Raw genomic sequence first — 13615 nt, 5'->3', positions numbered from 1 at the left:
CGTTCTTACTCCTAATCCAGGAAGTTCTTGAGTTCGAACACGAGCTTGTGGATGTGGCCTGAGATCACGGGCGTGCCGAGATCCTTGAAGCGCTGGCGGAACCAGGGGTTCACGCTCTGGTGGCCCGAGCTGTTCACCGAGCCGACCGGGATGAACTTCACCCCCGACCGGTGCACCGCCTGGATCCCGTCGAACAGCGGCTGCGACCGGTCGAACTCGTAGAAGTCGGAGATCCACACCATCACGGTGTTGCTCGGATCGGTGATCTTCGGGCGGGCCATGGTCATCGCGACGGGGCCGTCGTTGCCGCCGCCGAGGCTGGTCCGCAGCAGCACCTCGAACGGGTCGTGCACCCAGGGCGTCAGGTCGAGCGCCCGCGTGTCGTACGCGATCAGGTGGACGTCGACCTTCGGCAGGCCCGCGAAGATCGACGCCAGGATGGTGCAGTTCACCATCGAGTCGACCATCGACCCGGACTGGTCGACGACCACGATCATGCGAGCGGGCGTGGTGCGCTTGGCGGTCTGCCGGTAGAACAGCCGGTCGACGTACAGCCGCTCGTCCTCCGGGTCCCAGTTGACGAGGTTCTTCCAGATGGTGCGGTCGAGGTCGAGGTTGCGGAACACCCGCTTCGGCGGCACCGACCGGTCGATCGTGCCCACGCTGGTCTGCTCGACCTGGGTCCGCAGCACCTCGGCGACCTCGTCGACGTAGCGGCGGATCAGCGCCTTCGCGTTGGCGAGCGCGACGCCCGACAGGTTCGCCTTGTCGCGCAGCAGCTGTTCGATGAGCGACATGCTCGGCGTCAGCTGCCGCGCCAGGGTCGGATCGGCCAGCACCTCGCGCAACCGCATCCGGCCGACCAGGTCGCCTTCGAGCCCCGACAACACGCCGGCCAGCTCGGCCGCTCCCTCCTCTCCGCATGCCCGCTTGAGCCGGCCGGCGTCCCGCTGCCAGTCGGCCAGCTGCGTCGCGGTCACACTGCCGGAGCCGGTCGACAGCACGTTGAGCAGCAGCTTGGAGACCAGCGCGGCCCGCCGCACCCGCTGATCGTCGTTCGCGGGGGCCATCAGGCCGTCCAGCTCGGCCTCCAGGCCGGGAAAGCGCTGGACGAGGTTGTCCACCGACACCGAGGGATCGAGCAGCGCGGGCGGCAGCCCGATGTCCTCGACGATCGCCACGCTCGCGGCCTCCAACGCGGGCTGCTCCTCGTGGTCGAACATCCGCGCCAGCAGCCGCCAGTAGAGAACCTGCCGTCGATTCTCTTCCGCGGTGTCGGAGCCGCTCCTCGTCGTGTCAGGGGTGTGGTCGCTCATGGCCTCCGCCGAGGGAGGGGTGTGGTCGCTCATTTCCGCAGCAGCCTTCCGGCCCGCTCCCGCAGCACGGCGACCGCGTCACCGGCCCTGGCCTCGGCCTTGACGACCTTCGGATCGGTCGGGCCGAGCGCCCAGTCGCCACCGTGCGCCTCGACCGCCTTGCGCTTGACCGTGGCCTGTACGGCGAGCGGCTGCAGCAGCCACCGGCCGCCGTCCCAGCGGAGCAGTCCAACGCACGCGGACGACGCGGCCACCAGCTCCGGCGTGAGCGGACCACAGCCCGGCAGCCGGTCGAGGTCGACCGCCAGGGTGTTCCCGTCCAGGTCGAGCGTGTCGCCGTTGATCGTGTACCCCTCCAGCAGCACGGGCTCGGCGATGCGCACCGGATGGCGCTCCAGGGGAGGGACCGCCGGAGCGAGCGCGTCCGCGAGCCGGAGCCGTGCCGTCGCGAACGGATCCGCCGGCTCCCCCACGGTGGCCTGATCCTCCCGCCAGAGCAGGTCGCCCGCCGCCGTGAGGGGAACGTCGGCGAGGTCGGCGCTCCGGTGCTCGGCGAGCGCCCTGAGCAGCGCGGGATACCCGTCGAGCAGCCGCCACAGCGCCGGGCCGACGATCGTGTCGACCTTCGTCGCGGCGACGCTCGTCCGCATGAGACGGGCCGAGGAACCGTCGGCCGGCTCCAGGACCCCGTGGACCTGGATCTGCACGGCCGTTCCGTGCTCGTGCACATCGACGCCCAGCGGCAGGAACCGCCCCGACACCACGCCGACGGGCTCGGCCACGCCCTGGACGCCCGGCTGTGTCAGCAGGAGGGCGCGTGCCCACAGGTCGGCCCAGCGCCGGGCGGGCACGTGGTCCATCGTCGCGACCGGACACGAGGCGCGCAGCTCCGCGACCAGGCCGTCGAGCAGCACCGCGAGCCGACGCAGGCGCGACTCGCCCAGCAGAGCCGAGATGGCCTGGTCGGAGGCTGAAACGAGGTCGTGGTCGACGCCCCGCCAGCCGGTGATCGCCAGCTCCTGCAACCACGACCGGCTCGCGCCGAGCGGACCGTCGGCCGCCGGCGCGGACGCCGGCTCCTCCCACGAGGCCCTGCTCCGGCCGAGCGCCGCGTCGAGACGGCCGAGCCGCGCGTCGTGCACCGCGCCGAAGAGCGCCGTACGGGCGCCGGCGAGCACCCCCAGATGCTCGTCCCCGATCGAACCCGCCGTTATCTTCTCGACCGCCTCGCCGACCGCCGGTCCGAGCGGGGTGTCCCGCAGCGCCCCGGCCACGGCCGCGAGCCGCCCTGCCTGCTCCTCATCCAGCCGGGCGAAGCCGTGCACGAGAGCGGCGTCGAAGCCGGCCACCAGATCGAGGGTCTCCTCGACCCCCGGCACTTCCCCGTCGAGCAGCGCCGCGAGCTGTACACCGAGCATCAGCCCACCGCCCTCGTGGCCGGGAACCAGTGCAGCTCGGCGATCGGCTCCGTGGTGTCCGGAAGCTCCAGATAGGCCAGGTGGCGAAGGAAGCGGCTGAACACCACGGCGGCCGGCGCCGGCTCCGGCGCACCGTCCAGACGGCTCACCAGATCCTCGCCCTCACCGACGTCCACCCGGAGGTACCGGGCGACGCGGTCGAGGCCGTACTGCAGCACGGCCTCGTCGACGAGTGCCCGCAGGTGCTTGCACGGCGCACCGTGCAGCCCGCCGCAGGGCCGGTTGTTGTTCGTCCCGCAGCTGTAGCCGTGGGTCCGCGTGGCGATCGAGGACACGTACACGCGGGCGATGTCCGACCCGCTCGACACGACCCCCTGCAAGCGCCCGTCCGCCAGCTCCACGAACGGAACCTTCGCCAGCTTCCGCGGCCGCAGCGGCGGAACCACCCGTACGACGCTCCGCTCCCACACGTCCGCACTCATCGCGCGCGCCCTTCCACCCGCGCCCGGCACGGCCGATCAGGGACCGGCGACCCGTCCCAGAACGGGCTCATCGCGTGCCCGGACCGTCTCACCGCCCGAGCCGTACGCGCTCGTTCGCGCCGGCCGGTGACAGAGATCGACATCGGGAAGCCTCTCTTCTCGGGGACCCGCGAGGAGAGCATGACCGACCCCGCCGACATTTCTCGGGCCTCGGTCGAGGGACGCGCCCGAGGCACCGGAAGTGTCGGTGTTAGCTGCCAAGATGCCGGGTTTCTACCCGCTCCAGGTGGGAGCCGAGGCCTCGTACCGGGGGCGGCGGCCTGGTCCCCCGACCAGCAACCTTGGTCGTATAACGGACCTGGAGCGGTCGGGGCCTTCCGATGATCAGGCGCTTTCGTTCGCCTGCCCACGTCAAGCGCGGACGAGATCCGCCAGTGCCGAAGCTGCCTCGGTGGCTACATCTCGTCCTTTCCGCAGCTCATCCAGCAGCGCCTGGCCAATGCCCTTGGTCGCAATGTCCTCTTCGGACACGACGGTTCCGGAGCGAACCTTCCCGTCGATCGCCAGCACTCCCATGACCGGTCGACCTCGGAACGCGACGTCCAGCGCATCGAGGAGCTCAGCGCCCGAGGCGGACATGAGCATCTCGGCCTCGTCCTCGGAGACATGTGCGTAGACCCAGACGTTCCCCTCCATGACATGGCGATCGACACAGTCAAAAACGAAGAGTTCGCCTCGCTGCCGGATGATGCCGCACGTCGGGAAGTTGTAGCGGTCGAACTCCGCCACCGCCTCAGCGTCTTCGGAGGGAAGCCAAGGTCGTCTACCGATCGTGATCTTGATCAGGTCGTTCACAGTCGCTCTCCTTCTCCACCGCGCTGCGCTGGAGATCTGCACCGCTTTAGAAAACTTGACTCACAGACTCCCCATGTTCGAGGTAGCGGGTGCTGCCATCTTGACGGGCGGCGTGGCCGTGGATGATGCGTCGGGCCAGACGGGCAATGGTCAGTTCGTTGATGCGGGCCATGTCATGGAATTCGTAGGCAGTGAGTTCGTCAGGTGCGAGGTGGATCTTGCTGCGGCCTGTTGGTGTGGCCCGGCGACTTCGACATCGAGCGGCGTGACCCGGTCGAGGAACTGAGGCTCCCGTCCGGATTGCCGCTGACACCGATCGCGGGAGACGGCAGCGGCGGCACCTACTTCCTGTGCGGCGAGCCCGCCGGTCCACGCCCGATTCTGTACGCCGACTCCGAGGGCGGGGCCACGCTGTTCGCCTCCGACCTGGTCGAGGCCGTCACCTTGATCGCCGCTTTCCCCTATTGGCGGGACATGGGCCGCGGCCACTCCGTTCAAGAGTTGGAGCAGGAGCTCACCGACGATCATCCGGATTTCCCTGACGCACGGACCGGGCTTCTCGCCCTGCTCGATGTGGTGCCTCCCACCGCCGAAGAAGCCCTTGGACGGCTGCGGTCCTGTGCTGCCCGCACTGTCCCGGACTTCCTGCCCGTGGCCCGACACCAGGAGGGCGATTCGTTCTACGAGGCCTCCTATGTCCCCCTGCTCTGACCGTCAGCCCTAACGCCTTATGGGCGTGCGGAAATGGCGGCCCGCAGGATGCCGTGGACGAGTCGCCGGGGCCGTACGAAAAGCTCGGTCTCCGTAGCGGAGGCGGGGCGCGAAGCCGTCGAATCGGGACGGGACAACGTGGAGCCCGTCTCTTCACCGAGCTTTTCGCCCGCCCGGGGCTCGATCAAGCGCCGGCGACCACTGCGGCGGTGAGCGCGGTCAGCGAGTCGGTGATGGCGTCCTGAACGGCTGGGTCGGCGATGAGGCCGTCCTGCCCTACGTGGTTCCGGGAGAGAGGGATACGGGCGCAGGCCGTCTCGACGATCACGGACCCGGCATAGCCCAGAACCGTACGCAGCGAGTCATGCGCGCCGGCTCCCCCGGTCGGGGCAGCGGAGGACGAGACGTTGAGCCACGCCACCGGCTTTCCGTACATCTCGCCGCCCCCGATCGTCCAGTCCAGCAGGTTCTTGAACGATCCGGGGAGTCCCCCGGCGTACTCCGGAGTGCACAACAGCAGTGCGTCCGCCGCACCGACCGCCCCGCGCAGCCCGGCCACCGCGGGCGGCAGCGGGTCGCGGTCGTCGTCGGGGTTGAAGTGCGGCAGGTCGGCCATCCCGGCGAAGGGTCGGACGGTCGCCGCCGGCGGCGACACGACGCTCGCGGTCCGCAGGACGGCCGAGTTCGTGGATCCCGCGCGCAGACTGCCGGACACGGTGAGCACAGTGATCATGACCAGCTCAACCAGACCTCCATCGGCGGCATTCCGTCGGCCGTGCTCCCGATGAAGCCGGACGATCGATACGGCCGAAGGGGAAGCGGCGCTTTGACGCGCAGCAGCCCTGCCACTGCCGGGGCTGACTACTCAGGTCTCGCCTCGGCGAATTTCTCCTGCCCGAGCACCGCGAGCAGTTGCAGCTTCTCATGACCCTCGGTACGCGGGGGAGCGGTGAGCACGAGCAGCGCCTGCGACTGATCCTCGGTGAACAACACCTGGCAGTCGAGTTCGATCGCGCCGAGTTGGGGATGGATGAGCGTCTTGTGGTCCTGGAAACGCTTGGCGACCTCGTGCCGCTCCCACAGCTCGGCGAACTCCGCGCTCGCCTTCTGTAGCGCCCGCACGAGCTCTCCGGCGCGCGACAGCGGGCCCAGCGACCCGTACGCCGCGCGCAGGTTCGCGACCTGGGCGCGGCTCTGCCGGTCGCGGTCGGCCTCGGGATAGCGCAGCCGCTCCGAAGGATCGGTGAACCAGCGGTAGATCTCGCTGCGGGCAAGGCCCGTGTAACCGGACTTGTCGCCGAACAGCGCCTCGGCCATCCGGTTCTGCACGAGCGTCTCGCCCAGGTCGGACAGGATGAGCGCCGGGGTGTCGTCGAGGCGATCCAACACCCGCAGCAGAGCGGGGGCGACATGCGTCGCGGCCGACACCGATGCCGGGGCGTTGCGCCCGGCGATTCGGAACAGGTAGTCGCGCTCGTCGCCTGTCAACCGCAGCGCCCGGGCGACCGACGCGAGCATCTGCTCGCTCGGCTGCGGACCGCGCTGTTGCTCGAGCCGGGTGTAGTAGTCGGTCGACATCACGGCGAGGGCCGCGACCTCCTCACGCCTCAGGCCAGAGGCCCGCCGGCGCGCGCCGGCCGAAAGCCCGACGTCCTCGGGCTGTAGCGCCTCGCGGCGGCGCCGCAGGAAGTCCGCCAGTGCTGCACGATCCATGGATCCATTATCGGCCGGTGTCCTGGGTGAGCCAGGGATCGTCGATCCCCCGATGACCGGTCTCTGCACGTCCGGCGGCCGACCGGGAAGGCTTAGGGCATGAACATCTCTAATAACACCGTCTTCATCCCCGGTTCCACCAGCGGCATCGGTCTCGCCCTCGCCCTTGAGCTGCAGGCCAGGGGGAACACCGTGATCGTCGGCGGCCGCCGCACCGAGCTGCTCGAGCGGATCGCCGCCGAGCATCCCGGCATCGACACCGTGCAGATCGACACGGCGGACGCCGCGAGCATCGACTCCGCCGCGAAACAGGTGCTGGCCAAGCACCCCGACCTGAACGTCCTGGTCACGATGGCCGGCATCATGCGCGTCGAGGACTGGCATCGGCCCGAGTCGTTCCTCGCCTCGGCGGAGTCCGTCGTGACGACCAACGTGCTCGGCCCGATCCGGCTCATCGCCGCGTTCATCGAGCACCTGCGGGCGCAGCCGGATGCCACGATCATGACCGTCTCCTCGGGTCTGGCGTTCGCGCCGCTCAAGGTGACCTCGAGCTACAACGCGTCGAAGGCCGCGATCCACATGCTCAGCGAGTCGATCCGGCTACAGCTCGCCGACACCAGCGTGAAGGTCATGGAGCTCGAACCGCCCGCCGTCCGCACCTCGCTGCTGCCCGGCCAGGAGGAGAGCGAGTTCGCGATGCCGCTCGATGAGTTCGTGGCGGAGGTCGTCGCACTGCTCGAAGCCCAACCGGACGCGAAGGAGATACAGGTCGAGCGCGTGAAGTTCCTGCGCTACGCCGAGGCACGCGGTGACTACGACCAGGTCGTCGCGACCCTCAACGCCTCGGACCCGCACGGGAAATAGCATCCGGTGCGCGGGGGTCCGGGGACGGTGGAGCCCCCAGGGGTGCTCTCGATCAGCCGTGGCGTAGTCAGTCCGCCCGCTCCTGGTTCATCAACAGTTCCATCAAGGTGGCATGGGCTCGGCCGTCGCCTGCCTCGGCCATGGCGCGCAGGTCGTCGACACGGTTTTCATCCACGAGGATTTCGATCAGCGCGATGAACGCGCATCGGTCGCCGTCGGCGGTCAAGGCCCTCAGCTCGTCTTCACGTCGCTCGATGACAAGCCTGTCCATGCGCCGCTCACATGCGGCCTGCGCTTCGGGGACGCCGTGAACGTCGTAGCGATGGGCGGCGCCATAGTAAGACCATGACGATGGGTCGTCTTGTGGCCTAATCCGGCGCGTTGGCTCAGCCATCAGCCTTCCTTCCCTTCCACCGCGGGCACACAGCGACGCGAGGTTAGTCGAGGCAGGCAACAAGCACTACTCGGAGAAGATCCACAGGCGGCACTGGCATCACCAGCAACCGCGCCCGGCGGCGCTGACCTGTCGGCCGTATTGCGGAGGATCTGCGACACGGGTCGTCGTACCGTGGGCCGCCCGATCGGCACGGCCGGATGGACCGGCGCCCACGCCGCACGCCCGTAGGGCGGGCCGGAGCGCAGTCCTGCGGCGTGGTTCTGACGGCTGGCCGCCCGACCGGCACGGCCGGAGGAACCGGCGCTCGAGCCTTGACGCGGAGATCAGGCTGATCGGCCAGAGATCATCACGACGACTCGCGATGCCGACCGTCGGATCGCCGAGGTGTGCCTCGTGGCGGCGGCATGGCCGTAGGCCACCCGTAGGGCGAGCGAATGCAAGTCTGCCGGCGGCCCTGCGCCTGTCCCGTGACAACTGGCTTTGCTGGCGATCCTGGGCGCCGTTGTTAGGGAGCGCGAGCACCGGTTCTATCTGCTCGGCGACGATGTCGATGGATGCGGAACCGACCGGTGCCCGTGCGATGAGGTTGAAGGCCCGGACAGTACGGCATTGGCACCGCAACACGGTTGCGGATGCGACACGGAAACTGGGACAAGGAGTTCACATGCGCAACGCACGCAGCGGCCGTACCGGTAAGCGCAGTGTCACGGTCGGAAACAACGACGGCGTCATCTCCACCGGAGACCACACGGTCATGACCAGCACCGGCACCGGCGACACCACGGGTGTCATCCCCACCGGTGAGCGCAGTGTCACGGTCGGCAACAACCGCGGCGTCATCGACACCGGAGACCACACGGTCGTGACCACGCGACGCGGATGGTTCCGGCGGGGCGACAAGTAGCGATCAACGATCGTGCAACGAGGGCCCGGCAGCCGCCGGGCCCTTCTTCCATTCATGGGCAGCGTCCCGCAGAGCCCATGCTCGACCGGACAAGCGGTCCGACATGGCATTGCCCAGCACGCGGACCACCGCATCGCCGAAGCGCTCGACGCGCGGATCAAGGCGGAACTGCCCGACGATGACGACGATGGCCCGGCTGGTGTGGTGGCGCCGGTGGCCTAATGGCACGTTAATGGCCCGAACGCCTCCGTCCTTGATCGGGACGGGGGCGTTTGTGCTGGTGGAGCCACGGGGATTCGAACCCCGGACTTCCTGCTTGCAAAGCAGGCGCTCTGCCAACTGAGCTATGGCCCCTAGAGATCGTCCTACAGCCTACCGGGGGATGGGGAGTGCCCGCTCGTCATGGGGCCACGTGATCGCCGTTGATCGTGCGAGTCAGAGTGCGGAAACCCTCGACGATCATGGGCAGCTCGGCGATGCTCGCAATCACATGAGTGGCGCCCGCGGCTTCCAGGCGGGTGCGGTCGTGGGCGCCGGTGAGGGTGCCGGCGACGATGGAGGCGCCGGAGCGGCGGCCGCTGCGCATGTCGCTCTCGGTGTCGCCGCACACGGCGATGTGACGGACATCATCGACCTTCACGTGCAGCGCGGCGGTGAGGATCATGTCGGGGTACGGGCGGCCTCGGCCGCCCGCGTCGGCCGGGCACAGGAGCAGATCGGCGCGTTTCCACCAGCCGAGGGTGTCGATGATGCGGCCGAGTGTCCGGCTGCTGAAACCGGTCATCAGGCAGACGCGCACGCCGGACGCGGCGAGGGCGTCAATCGCCGCCTCCGCCCCGGGGATCGGGGTCAGGCCGACGCGGTCGATGATCGAGTCGTACGCCTGCTCGAACGCGTGGTTGGCCGCCTGGGCGCGGTCCTCGTCGGCGAAGACGTCGCGGAAGATGTCGAGTTTGGACCTGCCGCGCGCGCTGTGCACGCGGGCCATGGCCCGGCGGTAGGTGTCGGTGCCGGAGACGATGCCCTGGGTGACCAGGGCCTCGGTGAAGGCCCGCTCGCCTATGCCGTCGTCGGAGACGGTCGTACCGGCGAGGTCAAGACAGGCGAGCGTGATCCGCGAATCGTCGTCCACGGCCGCCCCCGTCTTCCCTCGCCGGCACGTTCAAGATGTCTCTCAGCTGTCGGACGACGTCGCCTCGGTCCACAGGTCCAGCTCGGCCCGGTCCTGCTGAAGCCGGCGCCAAACCGCGAAACCACCGAGGGCGACCAGCGCGAGAACGATGAGCTTCTTCACGATGGGAACCCCTTCAAACCTCGACTAGCACTGCGTACCGCAGCCTAGCAACCACCCAGGTACGCCCGTGCCGCTTCCCCCTGTGGGTCGCGGATCATCTGGATTCCATGGTTCTTCAGCGTCGAGGCGGGCATTTGCTTCAGATTCCCCAGATGCCCGGTGGAGGAGCACATGCTGAAGGGCATCGATGTCTCCAGCCATCAGGGCACGGTCGACTGGGACGCGTGGAAGCGCAAGGGGCTTGCCTTCGCCGTCGCGAAGGCGACCGAGGGCCGTACGATCCATGACTCCGAGTTCGCCCGAAATTGGGCTGAACTACGGCGTGCAGGCCTCGTCTGCGGCGCCTACCATTTCGGGCACCCGGGCAACGACGCGAACACCGAGGCGGACTTCTTCCTCAGCACCGTACGCCCGCGGGGGCTCGAGGCCGGTGACCTCCTCGTCCTCGACCTCGAACAGACCGACGGCAGGTCGGCCGCACACGTCTCGTCGTGGGTGCGGACATGGTGCTCACGGCGGAGGCGGTCGGCCGCGACCCCGTCGTCTACACATTCCTGTCCTTCGCCGAGGACGGGAACTGCGCCGGGCTCGGCGGTCATCCCCTGTGGATCGCCGCCCCGTCACGTACGGCGGGCAGGCCACGGTCGTGGGTGATGCCCTCGTCCACGTGTCCGGGCTACGGCCGGACGACCCCGTGGACATCATGTGGACACGGATGACCCGGGACGGCACCGCGGTGAAGGATGATCCCTGGCGCGTGACGTACCGCGCCGCTCCCGACGGATCCCTCACGGTCTCGTTTTCCGGCCAGGTCGGCATCGCCGCTGACGTGCGGTTCCGGCTCCGGGTGTACAGCCCGAACCCCGTGCCGCCGACGGTTTCGGAAGCGACGACGGCCCGGATCACCCTGCTGTCGTACTGACAGCCGACGGGCTGTCCCCTGCCTGTGGAAAACCGGCCGGCTCAGCACTCCACAGGGCCGGGTTCTCCCCAAGTGCGCACGGACTTGTCCACAGCCCCTGTGGACAAGTCCGCTCCTCGTGTTGCCGGAGCCGTTTGGCAGATCGACGCGGCACCGTGCCCCGACATCCCGCAAAGGTCCTATAAACCGGCCTTGTTGGCCATTTTCGGTCAAATACTGCCATTCCGGGTTCACTTAGCGCTCGCTCTGGCGTGGCCCGGGGGCGGGACTCTCGCGGGTGGGAAGCCCCAGAGAGGAGATTGCCCGTGAAACGCGCGATCACCGTCACCGCCCTCCTGCCCGCCCTGCCCCTGCTGACCGTCGTTCTCGCCACCCCCGCCACCGCCGCGCCGCCACCGCCGCCGAGCACGGCGACGGCAAAGAAGGAACTGGCCAAACTGAAAGTGCGCCGAGAAGGCTCGCTCTCCGGGTACAGCCGCGCGAAGTTCCCCCAGTGGATCGACCAGGGCCACCGCTGCAACACCCGTGAGGTCGTGCTGAAGCGCGACGGCGCGAAAGTACGCGTCGGGTCCGACTGTTACCCGGTCAAAGGTCGCTGGTACAGCCCCTATGACGGGAAGTACCTCACGAACCCGCACAAGGTCGACATCGAGCACCTCGTAGCGCTGGCGGAGGCCTGGCGTTCCGGGGCGAGGTACTGGAGCACCGCGAAGCGCCGTGCCTTCGCCAACGACCTGCGGCATCCGGAACTGTGGACCGCCGACGACCCCATCAACCGGCAGAAGAGCGGCAAGGACCCGGCGCGCTGGCTGCCACCGCGCCGCGCCTTCCGCTGCACCTACCTCCGCGCGTACGTCAGCGTGAAGTACGTCTGGGGGCTGTCGGTGGACTCGGCCGAGAAGAAGGCGATCAGCGCGGTGCTCAAGCACTGCTGAGCGCCGTACGGACCGCGTCCCCGTCGAGACCGCCCGTCCTCATCAGGACGGGCGGTCTCCTCATGGCACCAGCACCACCTTGCCGACGGTGGCGCGGGTCTCCAGCGCCCGATGCGCCGCCGGCGCGTCCTTCAGGGCGAACGTCTGCACGGCGGGGACCAGGCGGCCCGCCGCCGCCTCCGCGAGCGCCCGCTCCTGGAGGCCGCGCAGGCCCCCCGAGCCGCGGAGGATCCCCGGGCCGAGGGCGACGGACGCCGACAGGCTGCGCTGGAACAGATCGCTCGAGGTGAACCGGACCGGTTCCCCCGCGGACCAGCCGAAGAGGACGAGCCGGCCGCCCGGGGCGAGCAACCCGAACGCCGTCTGTCCCGCCTCCCCGCCGACGCCGTCCAGGACCAGACTGACCCCGCGGCCGTCCAGCGCCTCCCGTACCCGGTCGCCCCAGTCCGGTGCCGCGTAGTCGGCCGCGACCGTCGCACCGGACTCCCGTACGCGCGCGACCTTGGCGGCGCCGCCGGCAAGGCCGACGACCGTGGCGCCGAGATTCCGGACCGCCTGGACGAGCATCGTTCCGATCCCGCCGGCGGCGGCCGTCACCAGTACGACGTCGTCGGCCGTCGGCCGCGCGACGTCGAGGATTCCGATGGTCATGCGACCGGTGCCGACCATCGCCACGGCGGCGTCGTAGGCCAGATCGTCGGGGAGGGCGTGCAGGTCCGCCACGTTCGCCACGGCGCGTTCGGCGTATCCGCCACTGGCCATGCCGAGATGCGCCACGACCCGCCTGCCGAGCAGGTCCTCCCCGACGCCGTCGCCGAGCTCGTCGATCACGCCCGCCACCTCACGACCGGGGATCATCGGCAGATCCGGCGGCGCGAACGGCCCCTCGTACGTTCCCTTGCGGAGCATCGTGTCGACCAGGTGCACGCCGCACGCCCGTACGGAGATCGTCACCTGTCCCGGGCCGGGCCGCGGGTCCGGCACCTCCTCGTACCGCAGGTTCTCCGGCGGACCGAACGCGTACTGACGGATGGCACGCACAGTGTTCCCCTCATTCGATGGATCAGCGGATCCACCCTGCAACCTCAAGTGCCATTCAGGTCAACGTCCCTTCCACGTGTAAGACTGGCGGCATGACGGACGAGCACGACGACGATCCGGCATGCGCCGCCGCACACGGCGAGGTGCCCGGTGACGTGGGGGACCGTACGCTCATCGCGGTGTTCGCCTCGCCGGTGGCCCACTTCCTGCTCCGGTTCGGCACGGAGCTCGGATTCCGCTGTCTCCTGCTGGAGCCGGACCTGGAGCGCGCGGCGACCGTGGCCCACGAGTCCGCGGCGGTGATGACCGCCCCACCGGCCGACCTGGACGGCACGGCGGACGTCGTCGTCACCGACCATCACCGCCCCGAGCTCGGCCTCGTCCTGCGCGACCTGCTGACCCGGAAGGTCCGGTGGATCGGCATGATGGGCAACCCGCGCCACCCCGGACCGCACGTACGCCTGCTGACCGAGCTGGGCGTGCCGGTCGGCGAGATCGCCCGGGTACACCGGCCGGTCGGGCTGAACATCGGCTCCCGTACGCCGCCGGAGATCGCCCTCGCGACGCTGGCCGGGCTCATCGCCGACCGCAACGGGCGACCCGGCGGCTTCACCTTCTGACCGGGCCTCCGGCAGATCGTACCCCCGCTCTCTCGTGACCTCTGGCGAGGTGAACAAAGGGTTTCCCTTTTCTCTCGTCGCGGGCGACCACGCCGAGATTTCATTTCTCCAATAGCGCCGTGACGCCGGCGAAAATGAACGAC

Annotated in this window: 18 protein-coding genes and 1 tRNA gene; 8 read left to right on the top strand and 11 right to left on the bottom strand. The window is 69.2% G+C overall.

Going from position 1 to position 13615, the window contains the following annotated elements:
* Positions 1-11: 11 nt before the first annotated feature.
* From NE236_RS20380 to NE236_RS20365, 4 genes are all read right to left on the bottom strand, one after another.
* Positions 12-1349, bottom strand: coding sequence for a vWA domain-containing protein (locus NE236_RS20380; RefSeq protein WP_252843619.1), 1338 nt, complete (start codon positions 1347-1349; stop codon positions 12-14).
* On the bottom strand, positions 1346-2734 hold the full coding sequence (locus NE236_RS20375; RefSeq protein WP_252843618.1) for a hypothetical protein: 1389 nt from the start codon (positions 2732-2734) through the stop codon (positions 1346-1348). The genes NE236_RS20380 and NE236_RS20375 overlap by 4 nt, the downstream gene beginning before the upstream one ends.
* Positions 2734-3216, bottom strand: coding sequence for a hypothetical protein (locus NE236_RS20370; RefSeq protein ID WP_252843617.1), 483 nt, complete (start codon positions 3214-3216; stop codon positions 2734-2736). Before NE236_RS20370 ends, NE236_RS20375 begins: the two co-directional genes overlap by 1 nt.
* Positions 3217-3627: 411 nt before the next feature.
* Entirely contained in the window at positions 3628-4071 is a 444-nt protein-coding gene (locus NE236_RS20365) for a hypothetical protein (RefSeq protein ID WP_252843616.1), read from the bottom strand.
* Positions 4072-4275: 204 nt separating this feature from the next.
* Between NE236_RS20365 and NE236_RS20360 the strand changes: the two genes are divergently transcribed.
* Complete coding sequence (locus NE236_RS20360) at positions 4276-4782, top strand: hypothetical protein (protein ID WP_252843615.1); 507 nt, start codon at positions 4276-4278, stop codon at positions 4780-4782.
* Between the two features lie 184 nt (positions 4783-4966).
* Here NE236_RS20360 and NE236_RS20355 read toward each other — a convergent pair whose 3' ends face one another.
* Complete coding sequence (locus NE236_RS20355; protein WP_252843614.1) at positions 4967-5515, bottom strand: NADPH-dependent FMN reductase; 549 nt, start codon at positions 5513-5515, stop codon at positions 4967-4969.
* Positions 5516-5643: 128 nt separating this feature from the next.
* Positions 5644-6495: a helix-turn-helix transcriptional regulator gene (locus NE236_RS20350; protein ID WP_252843613.1), complete on the bottom strand. Its 852-nt coding sequence runs from the start codon at positions 6493-6495 to the stop codon at positions 5644-5646.
* Positions 6496-6594: 99 nt separating this feature from the next.
* Here NE236_RS20350 and NE236_RS20345 point away from each other — a divergent pair, with 99 nt between their 5' ends.
* Complete coding sequence (locus NE236_RS20345; RefSeq protein WP_252843612.1) at positions 6595-7359, top strand: SDR family oxidoreductase; 765 nt, start codon at positions 6595-6597, stop codon at positions 7357-7359.
* Between the two features lie 67 nt (positions 7360-7426).
* Here the strand turns inward: NE236_RS20345 and NE236_RS20340 are convergent, their stop codons facing one another.
* Positions 7427-7753, bottom strand: a complete 327-nt coding sequence (locus tag NE236_RS20340; protein ID WP_252843611.1) for a hypothetical protein — start codon at positions 7751-7753, stop codon at positions 7427-7429.
* Between the two features lie 667 nt (positions 7754-8420).
* Here NE236_RS20340 and NE236_RS20335 point away from each other — a divergent pair.
* Together NE236_RS20335 and NE236_RS20330 are read left to right on the top strand one after the other, a co-directional pair.
* Complete coding sequence (locus NE236_RS20335) at positions 8421-8660, top strand: hypothetical protein (protein ID WP_252843610.1); 240 nt, start codon at positions 8421-8423, stop codon at positions 8658-8660.
* A gap of 54 nt (positions 8661-8714) precedes the next feature.
* On the top strand, positions 8715-8882 hold the full coding sequence (locus tag NE236_RS20330; RefSeq protein ID WP_252843609.1) for a hypothetical protein: 168 nt from the start codon (positions 8715-8717) through the stop codon (positions 8880-8882).
* Positions 8883-8938: 56 nt separating this feature from the next.
* Here the strand turns inward: NE236_RS20330 and NE236_RS20325 are convergent.
* The 3 genes from NE236_RS20325 to NE236_RS20315 form a co-directional block, all read right to left on the bottom strand.
* Positions 8939-9014: transfer RNA gene (locus NE236_RS20325), tRNA-Ala, on the bottom strand.
* A 46-nt stretch (positions 9015-9060) separates the two neighbouring features.
* The gene (locus tag NE236_RS20320; RefSeq protein WP_252843608.1) at positions 9061-9792 is read right to left on the bottom strand and encodes an HAD family hydrolase; all 732 of its coding nucleotides are present in this window, start codon (positions 9790-9792) and stop codon (positions 9061-9063) included.
* Positions 9793-9834: 42 nt separating this feature from the next.
* Positions 9835-9954, bottom strand: a complete 120-nt coding sequence (locus NE236_RS20315) for a DLW-39 family protein (protein WP_252785262.1) — start codon at positions 9952-9954, stop codon at positions 9835-9837.
* 171 nt (positions 9955-10125) lie between these two features.
* Here NE236_RS20315 and NE236_RS45100 point away from each other — a divergent pair, with 171 nt between their 5' ends.
* The 3 genes from NE236_RS45100 (at position 10126) to NE236_RS20305 (ending at position 11811) form a co-directional block, all read left to right on the top strand.
* Complete coding sequence (locus NE236_RS45100; protein WP_372494394.1) at positions 10126-10608, top strand: glycoside hydrolase family 25 protein; 483 nt, start codon at positions 10126-10128, stop codon at positions 10606-10608.
* Entirely contained in the window at positions 10559-10876 is a 318-nt protein-coding gene (locus NE236_RS20310; protein ID WP_252843607.1) for a hypothetical protein, read from the top strand. The genes NE236_RS45100 and NE236_RS20310 overlap by 50 nt, the downstream gene beginning before the upstream one ends.
* 305 nt (positions 10877-11181) lie before the next feature.
* Positions 11182-11811 carry an HNH endonuclease family protein gene (locus NE236_RS20305; protein ID WP_252843606.1) on the top strand — a complete coding sequence of 210 codons (630 nt, stop codon included), beginning with the start codon at positions 11182-11184 and terminating at the stop codon, positions 11809-11811.
* A gap of 60 nt (positions 11812-11871) precedes the next feature.
* Here NE236_RS20305 and NE236_RS20300 read toward each other — a convergent pair whose 3' ends face one another.
* Positions 11872-12852 carry a zinc-binding dehydrogenase gene (locus NE236_RS20300; RefSeq protein WP_252843605.1) on the bottom strand — a complete coding sequence of 327 codons (981 nt, stop codon included), beginning with the start codon at positions 12850-12852 and terminating at the stop codon, positions 11872-11874.
* A gap of 92 nt (positions 12853-12944) precedes the next feature.
* Here NE236_RS20300 and NE236_RS20295 point away from each other — a divergent pair, with 92 nt between their 5' ends.
* Positions 12945-13472 carry an XdhC family protein gene (locus NE236_RS20295; protein WP_252843604.1) on the top strand — a complete coding sequence of 176 codons (528 nt, stop codon included), beginning with the start codon at positions 12945-12947 and terminating at the stop codon, positions 13470-13472.
* The last annotated feature ends 143 nt before the right edge of the window (positions 13473-13615 follow it).

This window comes from Actinoallomurus purpureus (assembly GCF_024055795.1).
In the GTDB taxonomy this organism is placed as follows: domain Bacteria; phylum Actinomycetota; class Actinomycetes; order Streptosporangiales; family Streptosporangiaceae; genus Actinoallomurus; species Actinoallomurus purpureus.
The sequence above is the reverse complement of the archived record's forward strand: the minus strand, read 5'-3'. Positions and strand labels throughout refer to the sequence as shown.

Bases quoted from the DNA above. Each gene is read 5' to 3' on its own strand.
- NE236_RS20380 (WP_252843619.1), bottom strand. From the start codon at position 1,349: ATGAGCGACCACACCCCTCCCTCGGCGGAGGCCATGAGCGACCACACC.
- NE236_RS20375 (WP_252843618.1), bottom strand. From the start codon at position 2,734: ATGCTCGGTGTACAGCTCGCGGCGCTGCTCGACGGGGAAGTGCCGGGG.
- NE236_RS20370 (WP_252843617.1), bottom strand. From the start codon at position 3,216: ATGAGTGCGGACGTGTGGGAGCGGAGCGTCGTACGGGTGGTTCCGCCG.
- NE236_RS20355 (WP_252843614.1), bottom strand. From the start codon at position 5,515: ATGATCACTGTGCTCACCGTGTCCGGCAGTCTGCGCGCGGGATCCACG.
- NE236_RS20350 (WP_252843613.1), bottom strand. From the start codon at position 6,495: ATGGATCGTGCAGCACTGGCGGACTTCCTGCGGCGCCGCCGCGAGGCG.
- NE236_RS20345 (WP_252843612.1), top strand. From the start codon at position 6,595: ATGAACATCTCTAATAACACCGTCTTCATCCCCGGTTCCACCAGCGGC.
- NE236_RS20340 (WP_252843611.1), bottom strand. From the start codon at position 7,753: ATGGCTGAGCCAACGCGCCGGATTAGGCCACAAGACGACCCATCGTCA.
- NE236_RS20335 (WP_252843610.1), top strand. From the start codon at position 8,421: ATGCGCAACGCACGCAGCGGCCGTACCGGTAAGCGCAGTGTCACGGTC.
- NE236_RS20330 (WP_252843609.1), top strand. From the start codon at position 8,715: ATGGGCAGCGTCCCGCAGAGCCCATGCTCGACCGGACAAGCGGTCCGA.
- NE236_RS45100 (WP_372494394.1), top strand. From the start codon at position 10,126: ATGCTGAAGGGCATCGATGTCTCCAGCCATCAGGGCACGGTCGACTGG.
- NE236_RS20295 (WP_252843604.1), top strand. From the start codon at position 12,945: ATGACGGACGAGCACGACGACGATCCGGCATGCGCCGCCGCACACGGC.